The 21,262-nt window shown below is 58.9% G+C and carries 23 protein-coding genes, 2 tRNA genes, 1 rRNA gene and 1 pseudogene; 18 read left to right on the top strand and 9 right to left on the bottom strand.

Features of this window, described 5'->3' with window-relative positions:
- The first annotated feature begins 281 nt into the window (after positions 1-281).
- From rrf to F3I15_RS16070, 3 genes are all read left to right on the top strand, one after another.
- Positions 282-393 (top strand): 5S ribosomal RNA (gene rrf, locus F3I15_RS16080).
- A 35-nt stretch (positions 394-428) separates the two neighbouring features.
- A tRNA-Asp gene (locus F3I15_RS16075) sits at positions 429-505 on the top strand.
- Positions 506-686: 181 nt separating this feature from the next.
- Complete coding sequence (locus F3I15_RS16070; protein ID WP_150018600.1) at positions 687-1,487, top strand: endonuclease/exonuclease/phosphatase family protein; 801 nt, start codon at positions 687-689, stop codon at positions 1,485-1,487.
- Positions 1,488-1,589: 102 nt separating this feature from the next.
- Here the strand turns inward: F3I15_RS16070 and mltD are convergent, their stop codons facing one another.
- Positions 1,590-2,969, bottom strand: a complete 1,380-nt coding sequence (gene mltD / locus F3I15_RS16065) for a murein transglycosylase D (RefSeq protein WP_039382798.1) — start codon at positions 2,967-2,969, stop codon at positions 1,590-1,592.
- Positions 2,970-3,040: 71 nt separating this feature from the next.
- Entirely contained in the window at positions 3,041-3,796 is a 756-nt protein-coding gene (gloB, locus tag F3I15_RS16060) for a hydroxyacylglutathione hydrolase (protein WP_150018599.1), read from the bottom strand.
- Positions 3,797-3,835: 39 nt separating this feature from the next.
- On the opposite strand from gloB, the gene F3I15_RS16055 reads away from it, so the two are divergent.
- On the top strand, positions 3,836-4,570 hold the full coding sequence (locus tag F3I15_RS16055; RefSeq protein WP_094112074.1) for a class I SAM-dependent methyltransferase: 735 nt from the start codon (positions 3,836-3,838) through the stop codon (positions 4,568-4,570).
- On the opposite strand, the gene rnhA is transcribed toward F3I15_RS16055, so the two are convergent.
- Both rnhA and F3I15_RS18490 read right to left on the bottom strand, forming a co-directional pair.
- A complete protein-coding gene (rnhA, locus tag F3I15_RS16050) occupies positions 4,555-5,022 on the bottom strand; it encodes a ribonuclease HI (protein WP_094112073.1) in 468 nt (155 codons plus the stop codon). The genes F3I15_RS16055 and rnhA overlap by 16 nt on opposite strands.
- A gap of 57 nt (positions 5,023-5,079) precedes the next feature.
- Positions 5,080-5,130: pseudogene (locus tag F3I15_RS18490) on the bottom strand (hypothetical protein); the annotation flags it as partial.
- Here F3I15_RS18490 and dnaQ point away from each other — a divergent pair.
- Both dnaQ and F3I15_RS16040 read left to right on the top strand, forming a co-directional pair.
- On the top strand, positions 5,127-5,807 hold the full coding sequence (gene dnaQ, locus F3I15_RS16045) for a DNA polymerase III subunit epsilon (protein WP_370513349.1): 681 nt from the start codon (positions 5,127-5,129) through the stop codon (positions 5,805-5,807). The pseudogene F3I15_RS18490 and the gene dnaQ overlap by 4 nt on opposite strands.
- 133 nt (positions 5,808-5,940) lie before the next feature.
- Positions 5,941-6,017: transfer RNA gene (locus F3I15_RS16040), tRNA-Asp, on the top strand.
- 63 nt (positions 6,018-6,080) lie between these two features.
- On the opposite strand, the gene F3I15_RS16035 is transcribed toward F3I15_RS16040, so the two are convergent.
- Positions 6,081-7,574, bottom strand: coding sequence for an NCS1 family nucleobase:cation symporter-1 (locus tag F3I15_RS16035; protein ID WP_150018597.1), 1,494 nt, complete (start codon positions 7,572-7,574; stop codon positions 6,081-6,083).
- A gap of 146 nt (positions 7,575-7,720) precedes the next feature.
- On the opposite strand from F3I15_RS16035, the gene F3I15_RS16030 reads away from it, so the two are divergent.
- Genes F3I15_RS16030 through puuE form a run of 3 tightly spaced genes read left to right on the top strand, consistent with a single transcriptional unit; the run spans position 7,721 to position 10,160 of the window.
- Positions 7,721-8,443 (top strand): GntR family transcriptional regulator, encoded by a 723-nt coding sequence (locus tag F3I15_RS16030; RefSeq protein ID WP_150018596.1) that lies wholly within the window; start codon positions 7,721-7,723, stop codon positions 8,441-8,443.
- Positions 8,440-9,171 carry an allantoin racemase gene (gene hpxA, locus F3I15_RS16025; RefSeq protein WP_039382816.1) on the top strand — a complete coding sequence of 244 codons (732 nt, stop codon included), beginning with the start codon at positions 8,440-8,442 and terminating at the stop codon, positions 9,169-9,171. The genes F3I15_RS16030 and hpxA overlap by 4 nt, the downstream gene beginning before the upstream one ends.
- 35 nt (positions 9,172-9,206) lie before the next feature.
- Positions 9,207-10,160, top strand: coding sequence for an allantoinase PuuE (gene puuE / locus F3I15_RS16020; protein ID WP_150018595.1), 954 nt, complete (start codon positions 9,207-9,209; stop codon positions 10,158-10,160).
- Positions 10,161-10,195: 35 nt separating this feature from the next.
- Here the strand turns inward: puuE and hpxZ are convergent, their stop codons facing one another.
- Genes hpxZ through F3I15_RS16000 form a run of 4 tightly spaced genes read right to left on the bottom strand, consistent with a single transcriptional unit; the run spans position 10,196 to position 13,763 of the window.
- On the bottom strand, positions 10,196-10,582 hold the full coding sequence (hpxZ, locus tag F3I15_RS16015) for an oxalurate catabolism protein HpxZ (RefSeq protein ID WP_150018594.1): 387 nt from the start codon (positions 10,580-10,582) through the stop codon (positions 10,196-10,198).
- Positions 10,583-10,584: 2 nt separating this feature from the next.
- A complete protein-coding gene (locus tag F3I15_RS16010; protein WP_150018593.1) occupies positions 10,585-11,982 on the bottom strand; it encodes an AtzE family amidohydrolase in 1,398 nt (465 codons plus the stop codon).
- Complete coding sequence (gene hpxX / locus F3I15_RS16005; RefSeq protein ID WP_150018592.1) at positions 11,973-12,164, bottom strand: oxalurate catabolism protein HpxX; 192 nt, start codon at positions 12,162-12,164, stop codon at positions 11,973-11,975. Before hpxX ends, F3I15_RS16010 begins: the two co-directional genes overlap by 10 nt.
- A 12-nt stretch (positions 12,165-12,176) precedes the next feature.
- Complete coding sequence (locus tag F3I15_RS16000) at positions 12,177-13,763, bottom strand: gamma-glutamyltransferase family protein (RefSeq protein ID WP_150018591.1); 1,587 nt, start codon at positions 13,761-13,763, stop codon at positions 12,177-12,179.
- Positions 13,764-13,932: 169 nt separating this feature from the next.
- Between F3I15_RS16000 and hpxU the strand changes: the two genes are divergently transcribed.
- The 9 genes from hpxU (at position 13,933) to uraH (ending at position 21,128) form a co-directional block, all read left to right on the top strand.
- Entirely contained in the window at positions 13,933-14,772 is an 840-nt protein-coding gene (hpxU, locus tag F3I15_RS15995) for a MurR/RpiR family transcriptional regulator HpxU (protein WP_150018590.1), read from the top strand.
- 193 nt (positions 14,773-14,965) lie between these two features.
- Entirely contained in the window at positions 14,966-15,751 is a 786-nt protein-coding gene (locus tag F3I15_RS15990) for a transporter substrate-binding domain-containing protein (RefSeq protein WP_039382831.1), read from the top strand.
- A gap of 3 nt (positions 15,752-15,754) precedes the next feature.
- On the top strand, positions 15,755-16,420 hold the full coding sequence (locus F3I15_RS15985; protein ID WP_150018589.1) for an amino acid ABC transporter permease: 666 nt from the start codon (positions 15,755-15,757) through the stop codon (positions 16,418-16,420).
- On the top strand, positions 16,417-17,073 hold the full coding sequence (locus tag F3I15_RS15980) for an amino acid ABC transporter permease (RefSeq protein WP_065650048.1): 657 nt from the start codon (positions 16,417-16,419) through the stop codon (positions 17,071-17,073). Before F3I15_RS15985 ends, F3I15_RS15980 begins: the two co-directional genes overlap by 4 nt.
- Positions 17,054-17,785, top strand: a complete 732-nt coding sequence (locus F3I15_RS15975) for an amino acid ABC transporter ATP-binding protein (RefSeq protein ID WP_150018588.1) — start codon at positions 17,054-17,056, stop codon at positions 17,783-17,785. The genes F3I15_RS15980 and F3I15_RS15975 overlap by 20 nt, the downstream gene beginning before the upstream one ends.
- Before the next feature lie 23 nt (positions 17,786-17,808).
- On the top strand, positions 17,809-19,044 hold the full coding sequence (locus tag F3I15_RS15970) for an alanine--glyoxylate aminotransferase family protein (protein ID WP_150018587.1): 1,236 nt from the start codon (positions 17,809-17,811) through the stop codon (positions 19,042-19,044).
- Positions 19,041-20,291, top strand: a complete 1,251-nt coding sequence (hpxK, locus tag F3I15_RS15965) for an allantoate amidohydrolase (protein ID WP_150018586.1) — start codon at positions 19,041-19,043, stop codon at positions 20,289-20,291. The genes F3I15_RS15970 and hpxK overlap by 4 nt, the downstream gene beginning before the upstream one ends.
- A 10-nt stretch (positions 20,292-20,301) precedes the next feature.
- Positions 20,302-20,796, top strand: a complete 495-nt coding sequence (gene uraD, locus F3I15_RS15960) for a 2-oxo-4-hydroxy-4-carboxy-5-ureidoimidazoline decarboxylase (RefSeq protein WP_150018585.1) — start codon at positions 20,302-20,304, stop codon at positions 20,794-20,796.
- Positions 20,793-21,128 (top strand): hydroxyisourate hydrolase, encoded by a 336-nt coding sequence (gene uraH, locus F3I15_RS15955; RefSeq protein ID WP_071668481.1) that lies wholly within the window; start codon positions 20,793-20,795, stop codon positions 21,126-21,128. The genes uraD and uraH overlap by 4 nt, the downstream gene beginning before the upstream one ends.
- Positions 21,129-21,262 lie beyond the last annotated feature (134 nt).

The raw sequence follows: 21,262 nt of genomic DNA, 5'->3' as shown, positions 1-21,262 counted from the left end.
GGGTGTGTAAGCGCAGCGATGCGTTGAGCTAACCGGTACTAATGACCCGTGAGGCTTAACCTTACAACGCCAGAGGCGTTTTGAGAGACTGATTTTCAGCTTGTTTGCCGGATAAAGAATACAGCTTTGTTCTGCGGACGTGAGTCCGGAGGATTTTGCGCTGATGCAAGGCGGAAAGCGAGACGATGCGAGGGAGCATACTGAAGTATGTGACCGACCAGCGCGAGCGCAGCCAACGCAGGAGCAGCGTAAAAGACGCAGAACAGAGCACAAAGAATTTGCCTGGCGGCCACAGCGCGGCGGTCCCACCTGACCCCATGCCGAACTCAGAAGTGAAACGCCGTAGCGCCGATGGTAGTGTGNCGGTGACGCGGAGAGGGCGAAACACCTGGCTTCAGGCGCGGTCCTGAGGGCAGTAAAGAATCGGTGGAGCGGTAGTTCAGTTGGTTAGAATACCTGCCTGTCACGCAGGGGGTCGCGGGTTCGAGCCCCGTCCGTTCCGCCACTATATTGAGAAGCCCTGACTGTTAAAGTCAGGGCTTTTTCATATTCTTTTTTTCCCTCCGGCATTGTGAACCTTTGTCGTGAGGTGAATTCCGACATTCGATACCACGAATTGAAACCCCGCGCTAAAATCCCTATAACAGTCAGTGTGAACTCTTTGTTGTTATCAGCCAGGCGGTAAAGTGCGAAAGAAAACCTATGCAATGCGCTATATAGCAGGCCAGCCAGCGGAGCAAATTTTTCCGCCTGGCGCCATGCTGCATCTTGGTCAGGGTCTGCCGCCAGGTGAGCCGCTACCGGCCGATCCCACCCTGCGGGTGCTGGTATGGAACATCTTCAAACAGCAGCGCGCTGACTGGATGTCGGTATTGCAGGGATTCGGTCGTGATGCCCATCTGGTCCTCCTGCAGGAGGCGCAAACCACGCCTGAACTGATCCAGTTTGCTACCAGTAACTATCTCGCCGCCGATCAGGTGCCCGCTTTTGTGCTGCCGCAGCACCCGTCAGGAGTTATGACGCTCGCATCTGCGCATCCGGTCTACTGCTGCCCGTTGCGCGAGCGTGAGCCGCTGCTGCGGCTGGCAAAATCTGCGCTGGTCACCGCATACCCTCTGCCAACCGGCGATATGCTGATGGTAGTGAATATCCATGCGGTCAATTTCAGTCTGGGTGTGGACGTATACAGTAAGCAGCTGGGGCCTATAGGAGAGCAGATCCGGCATCACCGTGGTCCGGTGATAATGGCAGGGGATTTTAATGCATGGAGTCGTCAGCGCATGAACGCGCTCTATCGCTTTGCCCGCGCTATGTCTCTGCGGGAAGTGGCGTTTACAGACGATCACCGGCGTAAAGCGTTTGGCCGGCCGCTCGACTTTGTCTTTTACCGGGATATGAAGGTGAGTGAAGCAGCGGTGCTGGTCACCCGCGCCTCCGATCATAATCCGCTGCTGGTAGAGTTTACCCCCGTCACTGTCGCGCGCTAAACGCACCCTCTTGTAACGGCGAGACGCTCTGGCCGGCACTGCTCTGGATGAGGCTATGCCGATAAAGAAAAAAGGCTGACAAATGTCAGCCTTTTCAGTGCATCAGGTATCTGGCGTTGCGCTATTCTTAACAAACAGAGTGAGCTTATCACCCGGCTGTATATCCTTCGCGTCGCTGTTCCAGCGCATAACGTCCTGCGTGTTAACACCGTGACGTTTTGCAATACTGGCAAAAGAATCACCCTTACGAACGCGGTAGGTGATGCTGTTGCCGTTATCTGCCAACTGCGATGCTGCTGTCGTACCGCTAACCGTGAGGGTCTGGCCGATACGTACTGCCGCACTGCGCAGATTGTTCTGCTGTTTTAGCGAGCTCATGCTGACGCCCAGCTTACTGGCGATACCGGATAGCGTGTCGCCTTTACGTACTTTGTAGCTGTTACCGGCTGCGCTGGCTTTAGCCAGTTCAACAGGCTGCACGGAGGCGATATCTCCGGAGGCCAGAGAGTTACGCAGCTGTGCCACGTTGGACTTAGGCACCATAATATAGTGCGGTCCGTTTGGCGCCGTCGTGCCATTTTTGTACCCGGCGTTAAATGTCTTCAGTTTACTGAGCGACATGCCCGCCATTTCTGCAGCCTGAGTTAACTGCATCTGCTGTCCCACTTCCACACGCGCCAGCGCGCGGCTTTCGTTAGGGGCTGGCAGTTTAATGCCGTAACGCTTGTTGTTCTTGAGCAGTTCGCTTAAAGCCAGCATTTTCGGGACATAGATGGTTGTTTCGCGCGGCAGTGATAAATGCCAGAAGTCAGTCGGCTTACCCCGTGCCTTATTCTGCTTCATCGCTTTCAACACGCGTCCTTCGCCGCTGTTATAGGCTGCTACGGTCAGTAGCCAGTCGCCATCAAACATGCGATTCAAACGCTGCATCATATCCAGTGCTACTTTGGTTGAGGCCACCACATCACGGCGTCCGTCATACCAGCGGTTCTGTTTCAGACCATAATTTTTGCCCGTTTGCGCAACGATCTGCCAGATGCCTGCGGCATTGGCGGAGGAGGTTGCGTGAGGGTCAAAAGCGCTCTCCACTATGGGTAGCAGTACCAGTTCCATCGGCATTTTACGTTTCTGTATCTGCTCGACAATCCAGTACATGTACGGCTCTGCCCGTAATGTTACATCGTGGAGATAGCTCTTATTTTTTAAAAACTTTGTTTTCTGTTCGCGGATCCGGGCATTTTCCGGGATCCCCATCTTCAACTCGTCACTAATGAGATTCCAGAGATCGGTGTCTTCTGCGAGGCTGGTTCCATCATCTTGCCAGCGCGGCGACAACAAGCGATTTCCGTACTTTCCATTTTCACCTTGACCAGCTGAAGACAGGCTCTGTGCATGCTGAGCGGGGATATTGGCGTCATTCCGTGATGCCTGACATCCGACCAGCAAGACTGAGGCGAGTAATAATATCGCTTTAGCCTTCATGTGTGTGTCAGTAGTTCGCTTAAAAGACGAGCAACTATACGTGACGTACCGGCACAACACAACCCAAAAAATTAAAACTGGTCTTTCTTATTACGCAATTCAGCAAAAGTCTGCCATAACGGGGCGGATTCCACATTAATTGCTAAAGCTTTTTGTAAATCAGCATCTTGTGTGCGTAAAAATAAATTTATCTCACGTTCCAGCGCCAGTTTTGTCGGTAAAGTAGTGCGATTTTCTGCCCGTAAATCCTTAATTTCCTGATATCTGGCCAGAATTTTCGGATCATGGGGTAAAATTGCCGCAGAAAACTTCATATTAGATAAAGTATATTCATGTGCGCAGCAGATAAGCGTATCGGCGGGAAGTTGATTAAGTTTCTGAAATGAATGGAACATTTGTTCTGCTGTGCCTTCAAAAAGTCGCCCGCAGCCGCCTGAAAACATTGTGTCGCCGCAGAAAAGATAAGGTTCACTGTAATATGAGATATGTCCTAAAGTGTGGCCGGGCGTGGCAATAACCTGAAAAGGCAGGCCGAGCAGCGTAACGGTTTCGCCCTCATGAACAATATGCTGCGCCCCCTTAGCCGCCGTTTCCTGGGGGCCATACACCTCGAGCTGAGGATAACGCTGCAGCAGTTCAGCAACCCCGCCGGTATGGTCCTGATGATGATGCGTCAGCAGAACAGCCACCGGCGTCCAGCGATTAGCTTCAATTTTTTCAATCAGCGGCCGGGCTTCACCGGGGTCAACAATCAGGCAGTTACCGGCGTCGTCGTTCAGCGTCCAGATGTAGTTATCCGTTAAAGCGGGAATACTGGTAAGATTCATAAACACCTCTCTGGTTGTCTTAAAGGAAGATGGTAGAGCATGAAGCCAGCGAAAACACGTCAGATCCTGACCGCGCCGCGCACCTGGAATGATATGCCCTGGGGAGAGTACTTTCGCGATGCGTTAACCCAGCAGCTACAGCCCTGGCTGGCGAGGCTCTATGGCTTCCACATGCTAAAAATTGGCAGCCTGAGCGCAGAAATCAATACCAGCCAGTGTGCCATATCTCATCAGGTCAATGTTGGCAGTGAGGGCGACGCACTGCAGGTGCTTGCCAGCGTTGCTCAGCTGCCGTTTGAGTCTAAATCAATCGATGCCTGCCTGCTGGCGCACACGCTGGCATGGGAGCAGGATCCGCACCGCGTGTTACGCGAAGTAGACAGGGTGCTGATTGATGATGGCTGGCTGATTATCAGCGGCTTCAATCCTTTCAGCCTGCTGGGGATTAGCAAAGCGATACCAGGCCTGAGCCGCCGCGCACCCTGGAACAGCAGAATGTTCAGCCAGGTGCGTCTGCTGGACTGGCTGAGTCTGCTGAATTATGAAGTGGTCTACCGCACGCGTTTTCAGGTGGTGCCGTGGCATCGACAGGGGGGCAGGATGATCAGTGCGCATCTGCCGGCACTGGGGTGTCTGAACATCGTGGTGGCCCGCAAGCGCACGTTCCCGCTTACGCCAGCTAAAATGAAAACGGCGCGCAGCAGTGCGCAGCTGCGTCCGGTAGTAAACGCTACGCGTCAGTTCCGCGAAACGCAGGATCAGGATGCAACCTGATAGCCGATGTCTTCCAGCGCCGGATTACCGGCAGCGCTGCGCGCCAGTTCGTCACAGCGCTCATTCTCCGGATGGCCGGCATGCCCTTTCACCCACTCCCATTTAATGGTATGAGTGCTGAGCGCCGTATCCAGACGCTGCCACAGGTCGGTATTCTTAACCGCTTTTTTATCAGCGGTTTTCCAGCCGCGCTTTTTCCAGTTGTGGATCCAGCTGGTAATACCCTGGCGGACATACTGGCTGTCTGTGCTGATGACCACGTCGCACGGCTGCGTCAGCGCCTCTAAGGCGACAATGGCCGCCATCAGCTCCATACGGTTGTTGGTGGTCAGGCGATAGCCCGCGCTGAATAACTTTTCATGCTCGCGATAGCGTACAATAGCCCCATAGCCGCCCGGTCCCGGATTACCAAGGCAGGAGCCGTCGGTGAAAATTTCTACCTGTTTGCGCATCTCTGGTAGACTTCCCTCTGAAAAAACGCCAAGTCTGACACAAAACGAGCCCTATGATCACTGCAAATAACCGCCAGATTGTCCTCGATACTGAAACCACCGGCATGAACATGATCGGGGTTCATTATGAGGGGCATCGCATCATTGAGATCGGTGCGGTTGAAGTCATCAACCGTCGCCTGACCGGCAACAACTTTCATATGTATCTCAGGCCCGATCGGCTGGTGGATCCGGAAGCGTTCGGGGTTCACGGCATTGCCGATGAGTTTCTGGCCGATAAGCCAACCTTTGCGCAGATAGCCGATGAGTTTCTCGACTATATTCGCGGAGCTGAGCTGGTTATTCATAACGCCTCGTTTGATATCGGCTTTATGGACTATGAGTTTGGCATGCTGCAGCGTGATATTGGCGAAACCGAAAGCTTTTGCAAAATCACCGATAGCCTGGCGATGGCGCGTAAAATGTTTCCCGGCAAGCGCAACAGCCTGGACGCATTGTGCAACCGTTATGAAATCGACAACAGCAAGCGTACGCTGCATGGCGCACTGCTGGATGCCGAGATTCTGGCAGAGGTCTTCCTGACCATGACCGGCGGCCAGACGTCGCTGGCGTTTTCAATGGAGGGCGACCAGCGTAATCAGGCTGAAGGTGAGCATATTCAGCGTATCAGCCGCCCCGGTTCAGGCCTGCGCGTGATTAATGCCAGTGATGAAGAGGTGATGGCGCACGAAAGCCGCCTCGATCTGGTTAATAAAAAAGGTGGCAGCTGTCTGTGGCGCGCCTGATGCACTGATTTTGCTGCTAAAAACAGCGGGAAGCTGAAAAAAGCGGCAAACGTGTCATTTTGATATAAAAAGCGTTGACGGGGGAGGGGGCTGCCATTAATATGCGCCTCGTTCCCGACGGGGAACAAAGCGCGGAGCGGTAGTTCAGTTGGTTAGAATACCTGCCTGTCACGCAGGGGGTCGCGGGTTCGAGCCCCGTCCGTTCCGCCAATCTATTTAAAAAAGCCGATTCAGAAATGAATCGGCTTTTTGCTGTCTGCAATTCAGTCAGAGCTACACACCCTCTTTTTGCAGCGTCGCTTCCGGGCGATAGGAGACCGGTACGATCCGTTCCGCACGCGCCAGCCAGCGATAACAGCCAGCGCCCAGCGCCACGCCGATAAACCAGCTGAAGTTAGCTACCGCATGCAGCGCCGGAATAAAACTTATCGTCAGGCAGATCCCGACCGCCGGCAGCAGCGCCGCGATCGCTTTGGGATTAAAGCCGTTGCGGTACCAGTAACGTCCCTGCGGCGTGGCGTTAAACAGGTCATCAACGCTTACGCTGCCACCTTTAATCAGATAAAAATCCGCAATCAGAATGCCGAACAGCGGGCCAACAAACGAGCCCAGCACATCCAGCGTATAGTGGATCAGTTCAGGTGACTGAAACAGATTCCACGGCGTCAGCAGCACAGAACCCACCGCGGCGATCATGCCACCGGTACGGAAACTGATCTTCTGCGGGGAGCAGTTAGAGAAATCAAAGGCGGGAGACACAAAATTCGCCACGATATTGATGCCAATGGTGGCGGTGATCATGGTCAGCAGGCCGATAGCGACGGCCAGGTCGTTGCCTACCATACTCACCGTCTCAATCGGATCGGTGATCATTCTGCCAAACAGCGACTGGGTGCCGGAGACAATCACCACGGTGACCACGGAGAACAGCAGGAAGTTAAACGGTAATCCCCAGCGGTTGCCGCGGCGAACTTCACTCATGTTTTTGCCGTAACGGGAAAAGTCGCCGAAATTGAGCAGAGGACCGGAAAAGTAGGAGACGACCAGGGCGGTTGCAGTGATCATCTGCCAGGTCTGTTCGCCGGCGCTCAGTGATTTACTGGCGAGCGTGAAAGAGATACCGGCCAGTCCGGTTTTGTATACAATCCACCCCGCCAGCGCGACCATTACGACATAGACTGCCGGACCCGCCACGTCGATAAAGCGCTTGATGGCGTTCATGCCATGCCAGAACACCATCGCCTGCAGCAGCCACATGACGCCAAAGCAGCACCAGCCGAGCAGCGACAGTCCCAGCCAGCTGCTTTGCGTCATGCTATTAAGCGCCGGGAAGAACTTCAGCAGAACCAGCATCAGGGCATTCGCCGCCAGATAGGTCTGAATACCGTACCAGGCAAACGCGATCAGTCCGCGGATCACGGCCGGAATATTGGCGCCGAATACGCCAAACGCCTGGCGGCAGATCACCGCATAGGGCACGCCTGCCATCTGGCTGGGTTTCGCCACCAGATTTGCACAGAGCTGCACAATACCGATCCCGGCCAGCAGGCACAGCAGCACCTGCCAGCTTGCCAGCCCCAGCGTAAAGAAGCTGGCGGCAACCACATAGCCGCCCATGCTGTGCACATCTGACATCCAGAAAGAAAAGATGTTGTACCACGTCCAGTTCTGCTGGCGCGTCGGGGCCAGATCCTCATTACACAGGCGTGGACTATAGGCCGCGCGGGCATCAGCCTGCGCTGGCGTCACTTCAGTATGAATTGGCATGAAACCTGCTCCTCTCACCATGATGGGGAAAATATTCACCGTTTAGAGAGCTATTGCAGGATCCAGGCCAGAAGTGATTTGTTGTATACAAAAAATGAAAGGAGTGTATACGATATCTGGCAGTCAGCTATTTTCCGGAGCAGGTAATGAAGCATGAATCCGCAGTGAAGCCGCGCGCTGTGCCGTTTGAAAAAGATGAAGCGATCTTTCAGGCATTACTTAATGCCATCGTTGAGCACCAGCTTCCGCCGGGCAGCAAACTGCCTGAAGAAGCGCTGGCAGAGGTGTTTGGCGTCAGCCGTACCGGCATTCGTAAAGTGCTGCAGCGCCTCGCGGCGGTGCAGATGATCACGCTGTCGCCCGGACGTGGTGCACAGGTCAGCACGCCCGATGTGGCGGAATCACGCGATATCTTTGCCACGCGCAGCATGCTGGAGTGCGCCAACCTGCCCGCGGTACTGACGCATCTGCAGTCGCCACACCTCGCAGCGCTGGAGGCGATTATTACGCAGGAGCAGCAGGCGCATCAGCAGAATGACGGCGCGGCTGCCATTCGCCTTTCAGCCGCGTTTCACATCCAGCTGCAGGCGATATCCGGCAATCAGGTGCTGACCGATATCATTACGCGCCTGACCCAGCGCTCATCGCTGGTGATTGCCGCTTGGGGAACGCCCTGGCAGCACGGCTGCCGCTGCGATCATCACGACAGGCTGGTCGATCTGCTGCGCCAGCGGGCGCTGCCTGCGCTGACTGAGGCGCTGACACACCACTTTGACCATATTCTCTCCAGCCTGCACTTTGAGCGCAGCGGTGAAACGCTGCCCGATTTCAGCCGGTTATTTGCCGGTCATAAAGGAGCCCTATCATGAGCCTGATTCAGGTGATCAATCCCAATACCAGCCTGGCAATGACTGAAACCATTGGTGCGGCCGCGCGTGCTGTGGCGGCACCGGGCACGGACATTCTGGCGGTCTGCCCGCAGCAGGGCGTACCCTCCATAGAGGGACACTTTGATGAGGCGATAGCCGCGATCGGCGTACTGGAGCAGATTAAGCGTGGCGAAGCGCAGGGCGTCAGCGGCCATGTCATCGCCTGCTTTGGCGATCCCGGCTTGCTGGCGGCGCGTGAGCTGGCCAGCGGCCCGGTAATCGGTATTGCCGAAGCGGCAATGCATACCGCCACGCTGGTGGCGACGCGCTTTACCATCGTCACCACGCTGCCGCGTACGCTGGTGATCGCCCGCCATCTGCTGCAGCAGTATGGTTTTACGCACCACTGTGCGGCGCTGCACGCCATCGATCTGCCGGTACTGGCGCTGGAGGATGGCAGCGGCGTGGCGCAGGAAAAAGTCCGGGCGCGCTGCATTCAGGCCAAACGTGAAGATAACAGCGGCGCGATTGTGCTGGGCTGCGGTGGCATGGCGTCGCTGGCGCAGGATCTGACCCGCGAACTGGATATGCCGGTGATCGATGGCGTCAGCGCGGCGGTAAAAATGATAGAGGCGCTGGTGGCGCTTGGCCTGGGCACCAGCAAGCATGGCGATCTCGCTTATCCGCTGCAAAAACCCCTCAGCGGCGCCTTTCAGCACCTAAACTAAGGTCTGGCTGAGGTGTGACAACAGGAACTGACTGAATGAATGACGCATCTGAAAAGAAAGAGTACAGCTTCAACAAAAATTATCCGCGCGATCTGATCGGCTATGGTGGCCAGCCGCCGCATGCGCAGTGGCCCGGCAACGCCCGGGTGGCGGTACAGTTCGTACTTAATTATGAAGAGGGCGCAGAAAACAACGTGCTGCATGGCGATGCTGGTTCGGAGCAGTTCCTGTCCGATATCATTGGCGCAGCCAGCTACGCCGATCGCCACATGTCGATGGATTCCCTGTATGAGTATGGGTCGCGTGCCGGTTTCTGGCGCATTCATCATGAGTTTCAGAAGCGTGGCCTGCCGCTGACGGTGTTTGGTGTGGCGATGGCGCTGGCGCGGCACCCGGAAATTGTCGCCGCGATTAAAGCGGCGGATTATGACGTGGTCAGCCACGGCTGGCGCTGGATCCACTATCAGGGAATGGATGCCAAAACTGAACGTCAGCATATGCAGCAGGCGGTCGACGTGCTGACCGAACTGTTTGGCAAAGCGCCGACGGGCTGGTATACCGGGCGGGACAGTCCGAATACCCGCCGGCTGGTGGTCGAGCAGGGCGGCTTCAGCTACGACAGCGACTATTACGGCGACGATCTGCCGTTCTGGACCCAGGTCACACGTCAGGATGGCACCGTCAAGCCGCATCTGATCATCCCCTACACGCTGGAGTGCAACGACATGCGCTTCGCCACGGCGCAGGGATTCAACACTGCCGAACACTTCTTCACCTACCTGCGTGATACCTTTGATGTGCTGTATGAAGAAGGGGAGAGCGCCCCGAAAATGATGTCGGTCGGCATGCACTGCCGCCTGCTGGGGCGTCCGGGAAAATTCCGCGCGCTGCAGCGTTTTCTTGATCACATTCAGCAGCATGAAAAGGTGTGGATCTGCACCCGCCAGCAGATTGCCGATCACTGGATGACGGTACATCCCGCGCCCTGATAATGCCCTCACCGCAGGGGTGAGGGCTGACGCGCTTACTCACTCATCAGGCTCACCTGCGCGGCCGCAATGCGCCACCCCTGCGGCAGCCGCACCCACGTCTGCTGCTGCCGTCCGATACGCGCCGTTCCCTCGCGGGTAAACTCGGTGCTGCACACCGCGTAATCGTCGCCAAACGTGGTGATCACCGTATTGCGCAGCGTGCGATCGAGCCCTTTTGACGGCCGTGCTGCGCGAAAGGCGCGAATCTCCTCAATCCCGTACAGATTCTCTCCGGCACCGAGTCGCACCGTGCGCGCATCGTGCCAGAACAGTTCGTCCAGCACCGCGACATCATTGCTCACCAGCGCCTGCTCGTAGCGGTAAAACGCGGCGGTGACTTCAGCCAGTATCGCCGGACGATCGATATGTTCAGGTGTCATTTTCAGGCATCCATAAAAGAGGTTTGTGGCAGCGCCACACCTTGCTGCTGCAGCGCCCAGGCGGCGCGCAGCGCCAGCTCTTCATTGCCCGGCGCGGCAATCAACTGCAGGCCAATCGGTAAGCCGCTGGCGGTGAGCAGCGGTACGCTACACACCGGCAGGCCGAGAAATGAAATCGGCTGCGTCAGCATGCCCATGCTGGCGCGTGTCGGCAAATCCTGACCGTTGATGTGAATGGTTTCCTGGCCGATGGTGGTGGCGGTACAGGGCGTGGCGGGGGCGATCAGCACGTCATAATGGTCGAACAGCGGCAGAACCTGTTGCTGGAAGTGGCGGCGGAACCGCTGGGCCTGCACATACCACGCGGCGGGCAGCATTGCGCCAGCCAGCAGGCGTTCGCGTGAATTCGGCTCAAAGCGTTCTGGCTGGGTGCGCAGAGCGGGCAGATAGTGATTGCCGCCTTCCGCCGCGGTCATGATAAACGCGGCCGCGCGCGCGAGTTCGGCCTGGGGCAGCGTCACTTCTTCTGCCGCGCCGAGCGCGCTGGCCGCTACCGCTACCGCCGCGCGCGCCTCATCATTGCACCAGGTGGTAAAAAAACCACCCAGCGTCGCGCAGCGCAGCCCGTCGCTGCCCGCCTGCAGGCGGTCGCTGACCGGTTCCGGCGGCCGCGTCAGCTGAAACGCATCCTCTGCGTCGCAGCCCTGCAGCGCATCATAAATCAGACTGAGATCGTCAACCGAGCGGGCAAACGGGCCGATATGATCGAGACTGGCGACAAACGGCTGTGTACCGCTGCGCGACAGGCGGCCAAAGGTGGGCTTAAGGCCGAAGATGCCGCACAGCGACGCCGGTACGCGAATCGAGCCGTTGGTATCGCTGCCGAGCGAAAAGTGCACCAGTCCGGCCGCTACCGCGGCGGCAGAGCCGCCGGATGACCCACCGGCGATGCGCGTGATATCGCGCGGGTTGCAGGTAGCGCCATAGTGACTGTTTTCGGTAGTAAAGCCATAGGCGTAGGCATCCATGTTCAGCATACCGGAGAGTAGCGCGCCCGATTCACGCATCCGGTTGACTGCCCAGGCGTCTGCTCGCGCCGCCGCACGCGTGCTGAACAGGCTGGCGCCCGCCAGCGTGGTATGGCCGGCTACGTCAAACAGATTTTTTACCGCATAAGGAATGCCCGCCAGCGGCGGCAGCGTTTCGCCGCGCAGGCGCTGCCGGTCAAGCTCTTCAGCCTCGCGCAGCATGCGCTGCCCGGTGATCGCCGTCCAGGCGTTGAGCGCGGGATTATGCTGCTCAATCGCCGCCAGCGTATGGCGGGCAATCTCAGCTGCGCCGATTTCACCCTGCTGCAGCGCACGCTGCAGCGCTGCGATCGATAATGATGTCAGGCGCATGGCTGGAACACCCCGGCCACTTCCAGGCGATCGTCCAGCGGCAGCGCCATCAGCGGCGCGGCGATAGCAGCGATCCGGCTGAGCTGCAGCTGCAGCTCAGCACGACGTGCGTCATTCAGATCCAGTGCGAGGATCTGCTCCATCTGAGCGACATAATTCGCCCACTCTGCGGATTCGGTCATGAGTCTCTCCTGTTAAAAACCGGCTGCGCTGCCGTTGCTGCGCGGATCGAAAGCGCCTTCCAGCATGCCGCTGGTGTGGCGCACGACGGCGCCCGCATGGCCCACTACTTCACTGAAATCAGAGAGCAGCTCAACCTGATGACCCAGCAGGCGCAGCCGGCCCACCGTTTCCGGCGCCACGCGCGCTTCCAGTTTGAGTGAGTCAGAGGCCTCGCCCCAGGTGCGCCCCAGCAGCCAGCGTGACGCACTGACCGCCTGCTGCAGCGGCATACCCTGAATAACGTGACGGGTAAAAATGGCCGCCTGCGTCTGCGGCTGACCATCTCCGCCCATCGATCCATACACCATGACCCGGCCATCTTTCAGGCGGGCGGCGGCAGGGTTAAGCGTGTGAAACGGCTGTTTGCCCGGCAGCAGCGCCAGCAGATGATCGGGTTGCAGGCTGAACGCCGCGCCGCGGTTCTGCCAGGTGATGCCGCTGCCTGGCAGCACCACGCCGCTGCCAAATTCGTGGTAGATGCTCTGAATAAAAGAGACCGCCAGCCCGCTGCTGTCGATAGCGCCCATCCAGACGGTATCGCCCGGACCGCGTCCGGTTCCCCACGGCGCGGCGCGGTGGTCATCAATATTGGCCGCAAGGCTGGCAAGATGATCGGCACTGAGCAGTGCCTGCACGTCGGTATCGCTATGGCGCGGATCGGTGATGTGCCGATCGCGCAGGCTGAACGCCTGCTTGGTCGCCTCCACAATCCGGTGCAGCGTCTGAGCTTCATCAGCCTGCGCCATGTCCAGACGATCGGTAATGCCCAGAATCGCCAGCGACACCAGCCCCTGCGTCGGCGGCGTCATGTTCCAGATATCGCCTTCGCTGTGCGCAAGGTGGAGCGGGGTGCAGCGCCGGGCGCGATGCTGCTGCAGATCGTTCAGCGTGACCGGCATCCCCAGCGCGTGCATGTCATCTGCCAGCGACCGTGCCAGCCGGCCGCGGTAAAAGCTCTCCAGCCCCTCTTCACTCAGCTGACTGAGCGTGGCCGCCAGCGCAGGCTGGGTAAAGCGGCTGCCCGGCTGGGGCGGTCCGCCATCCGGCATAAACGTGGCGGCAAAGCCGGGCTGATGCTGCAGCTCAGGCGCTTTTGCGGCGGTAGCGGCCGCCTGCGAGGCGGTAACCGGTATGCCGTCGGCAGCGTAACGGATAGCATCGCGCAGCAGACGGTGTGGCGGCAGCGGCGCATGGCCCAGCTCCTGTGACAGGGTCAGCGCCTCCTGCCAGCCGCTGACGGTGCCGGCGACGGTCAGCGCCGCTTCCGGCCCGCGATGCGGGATCGTCTGCCGGCCCTGATAAAAACGCATTGTCGCCAGCGAGCCGGCGGCGCCACTGGCATCAATCGCAATCGGTTCCCCCTCAGGCGGCACCACCAGCCAGAAGCCGTCGCCGCCCAGCCCGTTCATATGCGGATAGACCACCGCAATGGTAGCGGCGGCGGCGACCATCGCTTCGAGTGCGCTGCCGCCGTCGCGCAGTACGGCAAGGGCGCTTTCACTCGCCAGATGATGGGGGGTGACGACCATGCCCTGCGGGGCCATGTTGCTCTGAATCATAATTGTTCCCGGCTCATTTCTGCTCATCTCCATCCGGCACAGCTGCCAAACCCGCTGCGGCGGCATTCCCTGACGTAAACATAAGCAAGAGCTGTTCCACTTTTTCTGTCGGCAGGGGCTGGATCGATTTATGCTAGAGCAGGGTGAAACGAAAGTTACAGGACAACGCATGAAACAACTCGATGAACGTCTGCGCAGCCAGTACGCGCAGCTGTCGCCTCAGGAGCAGCGCATTGCTGACTTTGTGTTTGACCATTTTGATGACCTGATCAGCTACAACAGTGCCGAACTGGCGCGGCTAAGCGGCGTCTCCAAAGCAACGGTAAGCCGGCTGTTCCGGCGCCTTGGCTATGAAAAATATAAAGATATGCGCGATGAGCTGCGCACCCTGCGGCAGAGCGGAATGCCGCTCACCGACAACCGCGACGCGGTACAGGGAAACACGCTGCTGGCGCGCCACTATAAGCAGGAGATGGCGAACCTGACGCAGTGGATCAACCGTATCGACAGCCAGCAGTTAAGTGACGTCGTCGCCGCGCTGGGCAGCGCAAAACGCGTCTTTATTGTCGGTATGCGTAACGCGTACCCGGTGGCGCTGCACCTGCGTCAGCAGCTGCTGCAGGCGCGTGCCCACGTGGTACTGCTGCCGCAGCCGGGCCAGACGCTGGGCGAAGAGCTGGTGGATATTACCCCGGACGATATGGTGGTGGTGATGGCGTTCCGGCGACGTCCGCGCCTGCTGCGTCCGCTGATGCAGCAGCTGCAGCAGCGCGATATCCCGCTGCTGGCGCTCTCCGAGCCGCAGGCGCAGGGGATTCAGGGCGTGGCACGCTGGCAGCTTTGTGCCCCGCTGGACAGCGTGTCTGCTTTCGACAGTTACGCTTCAGCCATGAGCCTGGTCAATTTACTGGCAAATGCGCTGCTGCATGAAACTCTGGCGCAGGGTCGGCAGCGCATTCATCAGATAGCCGATCTCTATCAGCATCTCGATGAGCTGGAACACCGATAGCGGGCACTGAAATGGTGCGTTGCACCGTTTTAAATCTCTGAAGCAGGGTACGCCAGTACCCGATTTTTCCTGCGGTTTATCCCTTTCATGCCGGTTTTTCACCGGTTTTTGTCTGTCGCTTCGATTGGCACATTAGTTGCAATTGTTCTTTTCAAGAATCTTTTGTTTCAAGTTCAACACATCGGGGTGCATAATGAAAAAGGTTTTACTGGCGGTAGCGGGGGCGGCGCTTTTACTGGCTCAGGCAGGCAGCGCGCAGGCGGATCAGCTGCAGGATATTCAAAAGCGCGGCGTGATCCGCATCGCGGTGCCGCAGGATTTCCCGCCGTTTGGATCAGTGGGCACCGATCTGCAGCCGCAGGGCTATGACATCGATATGGCGCGCTATCTGGCAAAGCAGATGAAACTGAAGTTGCAGCTGGTGCCGGTCTCCAGCGCCAACCGCGTACCTTATCTGCAGACGGATAAAGTCGATCTGGTGATCTCCAGCATGGGGAAAAATGCGGAGCGGGAAAAGGTCATCGCCTTCAGCCGCGCCTATGCGCCCTTTTTCCTCGGCGTGTTCGGGCCGAAAGGTGAGACGCTGAAGGATGCCGCCGCGCTGAGCGGCAAAACGATCGGCGTTACGCGGGGCGCAGTAGAGGATATGGTGCTGAGCGCGGCCGCGCCGAAAGATGCGCAGGTCAAGCGTTACGAAGATAACAACACCACGCTTTCCGCTTATCTCTCCGGTCAGGTGCAGTATGTGGCAACCGGTAATCTGGTGGTGGCGGCCATCACCCGGCAGAACGCGGCAAAAGCGCCGGTGGCGCAGTTTATGCTGAAAGACTCTCCCTGCTTTATCGGTCTGAAGAAGAATGAGCCGGCGCTGAAAGCAGAGGTCGATACGCTGATCGAACAGGGTATAAAGGACGGTACGCTGAATAAGCTCTCGGAAGAGTGGCTGAAAGCGCCGCTGCCCGCCTCGCTCGGTGCCTGAGTCATGGCGCAGCTAAATTTCGCTGAACTCTGGCCTTACTGGCCGGAACTGCTGGCCGGGCTGTGGGTCACTGTGCAGCTTACGGTGGTGGCTACGCTCGGGGGCGTCAGCCTCGGTATCCTCGGCGCGGCGCTGCGCAGCGGCAGGCCGGGCTGGGCCAGCCGCCTCTGGGGCGTCTATGTGGAGCTGATCCGCAATACGCCGTTTGTCGTACAGCTGTTTTTTATCGTGTTTGGCCTGCCCAACCTGGGCCTAAAGCTCACCGCCGGAGAAGCTGCGCTGCTGGCGATGCTGATCAATCTCGGCGCTTACAGCACAGAGATTATCCGCGCCGGCATTCAGGTCACGCCAAAAGGACAGTGGGAAGCGGGGCGCGTGCTGGGTTTAAGCCGCACGCAGACCTTTCTGCGCGTGGTGCTGCCACCTTCACTGCAGCGCATCTACCCGGCCCTGGTCAGCCAGTGCATCATCGTTATGCTCGGCTCATCGGTGGTGTCGCAGGTCTCTTATGAGGAGCTGACCTTTGCGGCCAACCTGATTCAGTCCCGCACGTTTCTGAGTTTTGAAGTCTACCTGGTGACCACGCTGCTCTATCTGGCGTTGTCAGTTGCGATGCGTCAGCTGCTGCTGGCGCTGGGGCGTAAATGGTTTGGAGCAGAGCCGGCATGACAACCTTTACCGACTGGGACATTTTGCGCAATCTGCTGCTGGCCGCACGCTGGACGCTGCTGCTGTCGCTGGTGGCCTTCGCCGGCGGCACGCTGGTGACGCTGCCGCTGCTGCTGCTGCGCCTGCTGAAAAAGCCGTGGCTGACGCGACTGATTCAGGGCTATACCGCGCTGTTTCAGGGCACGCCGCTGCTGATGCAGCTGTTTCTCGCGTTTTTTGGCGTCGGTCTGTTTGGCGTGGACGTGGCGCCGTGGACCGCCGCCTCGCTGGCGCTGACCTTTTATACCAGCGCCTTTCTGCTGGATATCTGGTACGGCAGCATACGCGCGCTGCCAAAAGGTCAGTGGGAGGCGTCACGCTGCCTCGGCCTGAACTTCGGCCAGACGCTCTGCCGCGTCGTGGCGCCGCAGGCGATCCGCATCGGCATTGCGCCCACGGTGGGCTTTGCAGTGCAGGTGATTAAAGGCACCGCGCTGGCCTCAATCATCGGTTTTATCGAGCTGACGAAAGCCGGCACCATTTTAAACAACGTCACGTATCAGCCGTTTAAGGTGTTTGGCCTCGTGGCGCTTGGCTACTTCCTGATGTGTTATCCGCTGTCGCGCTACAGCCAGTACCTGGAGAAAAAATTCCATGCCGCTCATCACCATTAATCAGGTTCAGAAATACTATGGCGAAAATCATGTCCTGAAAGGGGTTGATCTGGATATCGATAATGGCGAAGTGATCTCGATTATCGGCCGCAGCGGCTCCGGTAAAAGCACGCTGCTGCGCTGTATGAACGGACTGGAGGGCTACCAGGAGGGCAGCATTAAGCTGGGCGGCATGACCATCACGCATCGTGAATCGCAGGCGCGTGAAATCAGCCGCTCGGTCGGCATGGTGTTCCAGAACTTTAATCTTTTCCCGCACATGACCGCGCTGGAGAATGTGATGCTGGCGCCGCGCCGCGTGCTGAAAAAAAGCGCGGCGGAGTGCCGGGAGCTGGCGACAAAAATGCTGGAAAAAGTGGGGCTGGGTGAGCGACTGGATTACTACCCGGCCAGCCTCTCCGGTGGCCAGCAGCAGCGCGTGGCGATTGCCCGGGCGCTGGCGATGCAGCCAAAAGTGCTGCTCTGCGATGAGATCACCTCCGCGCTCGATCCGGAGCTGGTGGGTGAGGTGCTGAAGGTGCTGGAGCAGCTGGCAGCGGAGGGGATGACGCTGATCCTCGTGACGCATGAAATGAATTTTGCCCGCGACGTGGGCGACCGGGTGGTATTTATGCATCAGGGGCGGGTATGGGAGCAGGGCAGCAGTAAAACGCTGTTTGCGCAGCCGCAGACCGCCGAACTGAAACAGTTTATTTCGACCGTACGCCTCTGAGCGGGGCCATTAAGGAATTCACTATGGACATTCATCAGTTCTCTCAGATCAATCCGCCGCAGCGTCTGCTGATGGGGCCAGGGCCGATTAACGCCGACCCGCGCGTGCTGCGCGCCATGTCGAGCCAGCTGCTCGGGCAGTACGATCCGGCGATGACGCACTACATGAATGAAGTCATGGCGCTCTATCGCGGCATTTTTCGCACCGAAAACCGCTGGACGCTGCTGATTGACGGCACCTCACGCGCCGGCATTGAGGCGATTCTGCTCTCCGCTATCCGTCCCGGCGATCGGGTGCTGGTACCGGTGTTTGGCCGTTTTGGTCATCTGCTGTGCGAGATTGCGCGGCGCTGCCGGGCGGAAGTGCATACGATTGAAGTGCCCTGGGGCGAAGTGTTCTCGCCGGATCAGATTGAGGATGCGATCAAACGGGTTAAGCCGCGCCTGCTGCTGACGGTGCAGGGCGACACGTCAACCACCATGCTGCAGCCGCTGGCGGAGCTGGGCGCTATCTGTCGCCGGTATGGCGTACTGTTCTATACCGATGCCACCGCCTCACTGGCGGGCAACGCGCTGGAAACCGATGCCTGGGGGCTGGATGCGGTCTCTGCCGGCATGCAGAAATGCCTGGGCGGTCCCTCCGGCACCTCTCCCGTCACCCTGAGTCCGCAGATGGAGGAGATCATCCGCAAGCGTAAATGCGTGGAGGAGGGGATCCGCACGGCAGCGCACCAGGATGGCGATGATGAGATGATCTACTCCAACTATTTTGATCTCGGCATGATCATGGATTACTGGGGGCCGGAGCGTCTTAATCACCATACGGAAGCGACCAGCGCGCTGTTTGGCGCCCGCGAATGCGCGCGCATCATTCTGCAGGAGGGGCTGGATAACATCATCGCCCGGCACAAGCTGCATGGTGATGCGCTGCTGAAAGGCATTCAGGGCATGGGACTGGAAACCTTTGGCGATCTGCAGCACAAAATGAACAACGTGCTGGGCGTTGTTATTCCGCAGGGGGTGAACGGCGACCAGGTGCGCAAACTGATGCTGGACGATTTTGGCATTGAGATCGGCACGTCATTTGGTCCGCTGCATGGCAAAGTGTGGCGCATCGGCACCATGGGCTATAACGCGCGTAAAGATTGCGTGATGCAGACCCTGAGTGCGCTTGAAGCGGTGCTGCAGCACTGCGGTTTTCGTACGCCGCAGGGCGCGGCGCTGCAGGCCGCCTGGGATCGCTACGGGAGCGAAGCATGAGTGCACGCCAGATGAGCGCTGAAGAGGCGCAGTCGGCCGCCGCGCGCATTATGGCACGCTGTGATGCGCTGGCGGAGATCAGCGAGGAGGAGGATAGCCTGACGCGCGTTTATCTCTCTCCGGAGCACCTGCGTGCTAACGCCTGCGTGGCGGAGTGGATGCAGGCAGCGGGCATGCGGACCTGGCAGGATGCCGTAGGTAATATCTGCGGCCGCTATGAGGCGGCTGAGCCGGGTGCAGCGGCGCTGCTGCTCGGTTCCCACCTTGATACCGTGCGCAACGCCGGACGCTATGACGGTATGCTGGGCGTGCTGAGCGCAATTGAAACCGTGCAGTGGCTGCACGATCGCCGGCAGCGCCTGCCGCTGGCGGTCGAGATAGTGGGTTTTGGGGATGAGGAGGGCACCCGCTTCGGCATTACGCTGCTGGGCAGCCGCGGCCTGACCGGCAGCTGGCCGGAGAGCTGGATCACCCATCCCGACGGCAACGGCATTACGGTCGCCGCCGCTATGCAGGATGCCGGGCTGGATGCCGCACAGGTGAGCCTCGCGGCACGTCATGTGAGCGAGATCGCCGCCTATCTGGAGCTGCATATCGAGCAGGGGCCCTGCCTGGAGGAGGCGGATTTAGCTCTGGGCGTGGTCACCGCTATCAACGGCGCGCGCCGTCTGAACTGCCATTTCAGCGGCGAGGCGGGACACGCCGGCACGGTGCCGATGCTGCTGCGCAAAGATGCGCTGGCCGCCGCCGCTGAGTGGATGCTGTTTATCGAACAGGCGACGCAGGCGCCGCTGGTGGCGACAACCGGCACGCTCAGCTGTCAGCCTGGCGCAGTGAATGTCATTCCGGGAGAGGTGCAGCTGTCGCTGGATATTCGCGGCCCGCAGGATGAGCCGCTGGAGCGGCACCTGTCGCGGCTGTTAACGCAGGCGCAGGCGATTGCGCTGCGGCGCGGGGTGAGCTTCAGCGCCAGCGAATATTACCGCATTGCTGCGACGCCGTGCGATAAACGGCTGCAGCAGGCGCTGGGCGCGGCGGTTGAAACCGTACAGGGCTGCACGCTGGCACTGCCGAGCGGGGCGGGCCATGATGCAATTGCCATGGCGGAGCGCTGGCCGGTCGGTATGCTGTTTGTGCGTAACCATCGCGGTATCAGCCACCATCCGGCGGAATCGGTAAAGACGGACGATGTGGCGCTGGGCGTGCAGGCGTATCTGCAGGCGGTAACAGCGCTGGCGCAGGCATAAGGGAGCGGGCATGAAGCTGAATGAGTTTAATCAGGCGGATGAGGCTGACGCCCGTCAGGCGATCGCGCACTGCGTCGCCATTCCTGCCTGGCAGCAGGCGCTGGTAGCCGCACGGCCCTATACGTCCCTGAGCGCGCTCGCAGAGCGGGCGCAGCAGCTGGCGCAGCGCTGGCAACAGGCGGAGCTGGAGCAGGCGCTTAGCGCCCATCCGCGTATTGGTGAAGCAGCCCAGGGTACGGCGCATGAGGCCACGCTGTCGCGTCAGGAGCAGGCTGCCATGCAGCAGGCGGACCGCGACCTGCAGCTCGCGATGCGCGCAGGGAATCAGGCCTATGAAGCACGCTTTGGCCGGGTATTTCTGATCCGGGCCAGCGGACGCAGCGCGGAGCAGATGCTGGCAGAGTTGCAGCGCAGGCTTAACAATAATAAGGCGTGCGAACAGCAGGAGACACTGGCGCAGCTGCGGGAAATTACCCTGTTACGGCTTAAGGAGAGCATCATATGAGCACTATCACTACACATATTCTTGATACCGCGCTCGGCACACCGGCCGCAGGCGTTGCCGTCTCGCTGGAGCAGAACAGCCCGGAAGGGTGGTTTCCGGTCAGTGAAGGAGAAACCGATCGCGACGGGCGTATCAGCGATTTAACACCGGAACCCCTGGCGCCGGGGCACTACCGACTGACAGCAGAGATTGGCGACTATTTTGCCGCTGACGGGCGCGATGCGCTCTATGTCAGCGCGCAGATAGACTTTGTTATCGGACGGGCGGGCAGCCATTATCATCTGCCGTTTTTGATCTCCCCCTGGTCCTGGTCCACCTATCGCGGCAGCTGACCGGTCGCGTTTCATTTTGTGCAGCCTGTCACAAAACCTCTTTTTGAAAGACAAAAGCTATCAAAGCTTTCGGTCCATCCAAATATATTCTGCTCCTGAGTGCCGCTATCTTAACCGCAAAACGTGAAGCCAAT

Source organism: Pantoea sp. M_9 (assembly GCF_008631385.1).
GTDB classification, from domain to species: domain Bacteria; phylum Pseudomonadota; class Gammaproteobacteria; order Enterobacterales; family Enterobacteriaceae; genus Pantoea; species Pantoea eucrina.
Note: the sequence above shows the minus strand (reverse complement) of the source record. Positions and strands in the feature narration are given on the sequence as shown.

Bases quoted from the DNA above. Each gene is read 5' to 3' on its own strand.
- mltD (WP_039382798.1), bottom strand. From the start codon at position 2,969: ATGAAGGCTAAAGCGATATTATTACTCGCCTCAGTCTTGCTGGTCGGA.
- gloB (WP_150018599.1), bottom strand. From the start codon at position 3,796: ATGAATCTTACCAGTATTCCCGCTTTAACGGATAACTACATCTGGACG.
- F3I15_RS16055 (WP_094112074.1), top strand. From the start codon at position 3,836: ATGAAGCCAGCGAAAACACGTCAGATCCTGACCGCGCCGCGCACCTGG.
- rnhA (WP_094112073.1), bottom strand. From the start codon at position 5,022: ATGCGCAAACAGGTAGAAATTTTCACCGACGGCTCCTGCCTTGGTAAT.
- dnaQ (WP_370513349.1), top strand. From the start codon at position 5,127: ATGAACATGATCGGGGTTCATTATGAGGGGCATCGCATCATTGAGATC.
- F3I15_RS16035 (WP_150018597.1), bottom strand. From the start codon at position 7,574: ATGCCAATTCATACTGAAGTGACGCCAGCGCAGGCTGATGCCCGCGCG.
- F3I15_RS16030 (WP_150018596.1), top strand. From the start codon at position 7,721: ATGAAGCATGAATCCGCAGTGAAGCCGCGCGCTGTGCCGTTTGAAAAA.
- hpxA (WP_039382816.1), top strand. From the start codon at position 8,440: ATGAGCCTGATTCAGGTGATCAATCCCAATACCAGCCTGGCAATGACT.
- puuE (WP_150018595.1), top strand. From the start codon at position 9,207: ATGAATGACGCATCTGAAAAGAAAGAGTACAGCTTCAACAAAAATTAT.
- hpxZ (WP_150018594.1), bottom strand. From the start codon at position 10,582: ATGACACCTGAACATATCGATCGTCCGGCGATACTGGCTGAAGTCACC.
- F3I15_RS16010 (WP_150018593.1), bottom strand. From the start codon at position 11,982: ATGCGCCTGACATCATTATCGATCGCAGCGCTGCAGCGTGCGCTGCAG.
- hpxX (WP_150018592.1), bottom strand. From the start codon at position 12,164: ATGACCGAATCCGCAGAGTGGGCGAATTATGTCGCTCAGATGGAGCAG.
- F3I15_RS16000 (WP_150018591.1), bottom strand. From the start codon at position 13,763: ATGATTCAGAGCAACATGGCCCCGCAGGGCATGGTCGTCACCCCCCAT.
- hpxU (WP_150018590.1), top strand. From the start codon at position 13,933: ATGAAACAACTCGATGAACGTCTGCGCAGCCAGTACGCGCAGCTGTCG.
- F3I15_RS15990 (WP_039382831.1), top strand. From the start codon at position 14,966: ATGAAAAAGGTTTTACTGGCGGTAGCGGGGGCGGCGCTTTTACTGGCT.
- F3I15_RS15985 (WP_150018589.1), top strand. From the start codon at position 15,755: ATGGCGCAGCTAAATTTCGCTGAACTCTGGCCTTACTGGCCGGAACTG.
- F3I15_RS15980 (WP_065650048.1), top strand. From the start codon at position 16,417: ATGACAACCTTTACCGACTGGGACATTTTGCGCAATCTGCTGCTGGCC.
- F3I15_RS15975 (WP_150018588.1), top strand. From the start codon at position 17,054: ATGCCGCTCATCACCATTAATCAGGTTCAGAAATACTATGGCGAAAAT.
- F3I15_RS15970 (WP_150018587.1), top strand. From the start codon at position 17,809: ATGGACATTCATCAGTTCTCTCAGATCAATCCGCCGCAGCGTCTGCTG.
- hpxK (WP_150018586.1), top strand. From the start codon at position 19,041: ATGAGTGCACGCCAGATGAGCGCTGAAGAGGCGCAGTCGGCCGCCGCG.
- uraD (WP_150018585.1), top strand. From the start codon at position 20,302: ATGAAGCTGAATGAGTTTAATCAGGCGGATGAGGCTGACGCCCGTCAG.
- uraH (WP_071668481.1), top strand. From the start codon at position 20,793: ATGAGCACTATCACTACACATATTCTTGATACCGCGCTCGGCACACCG.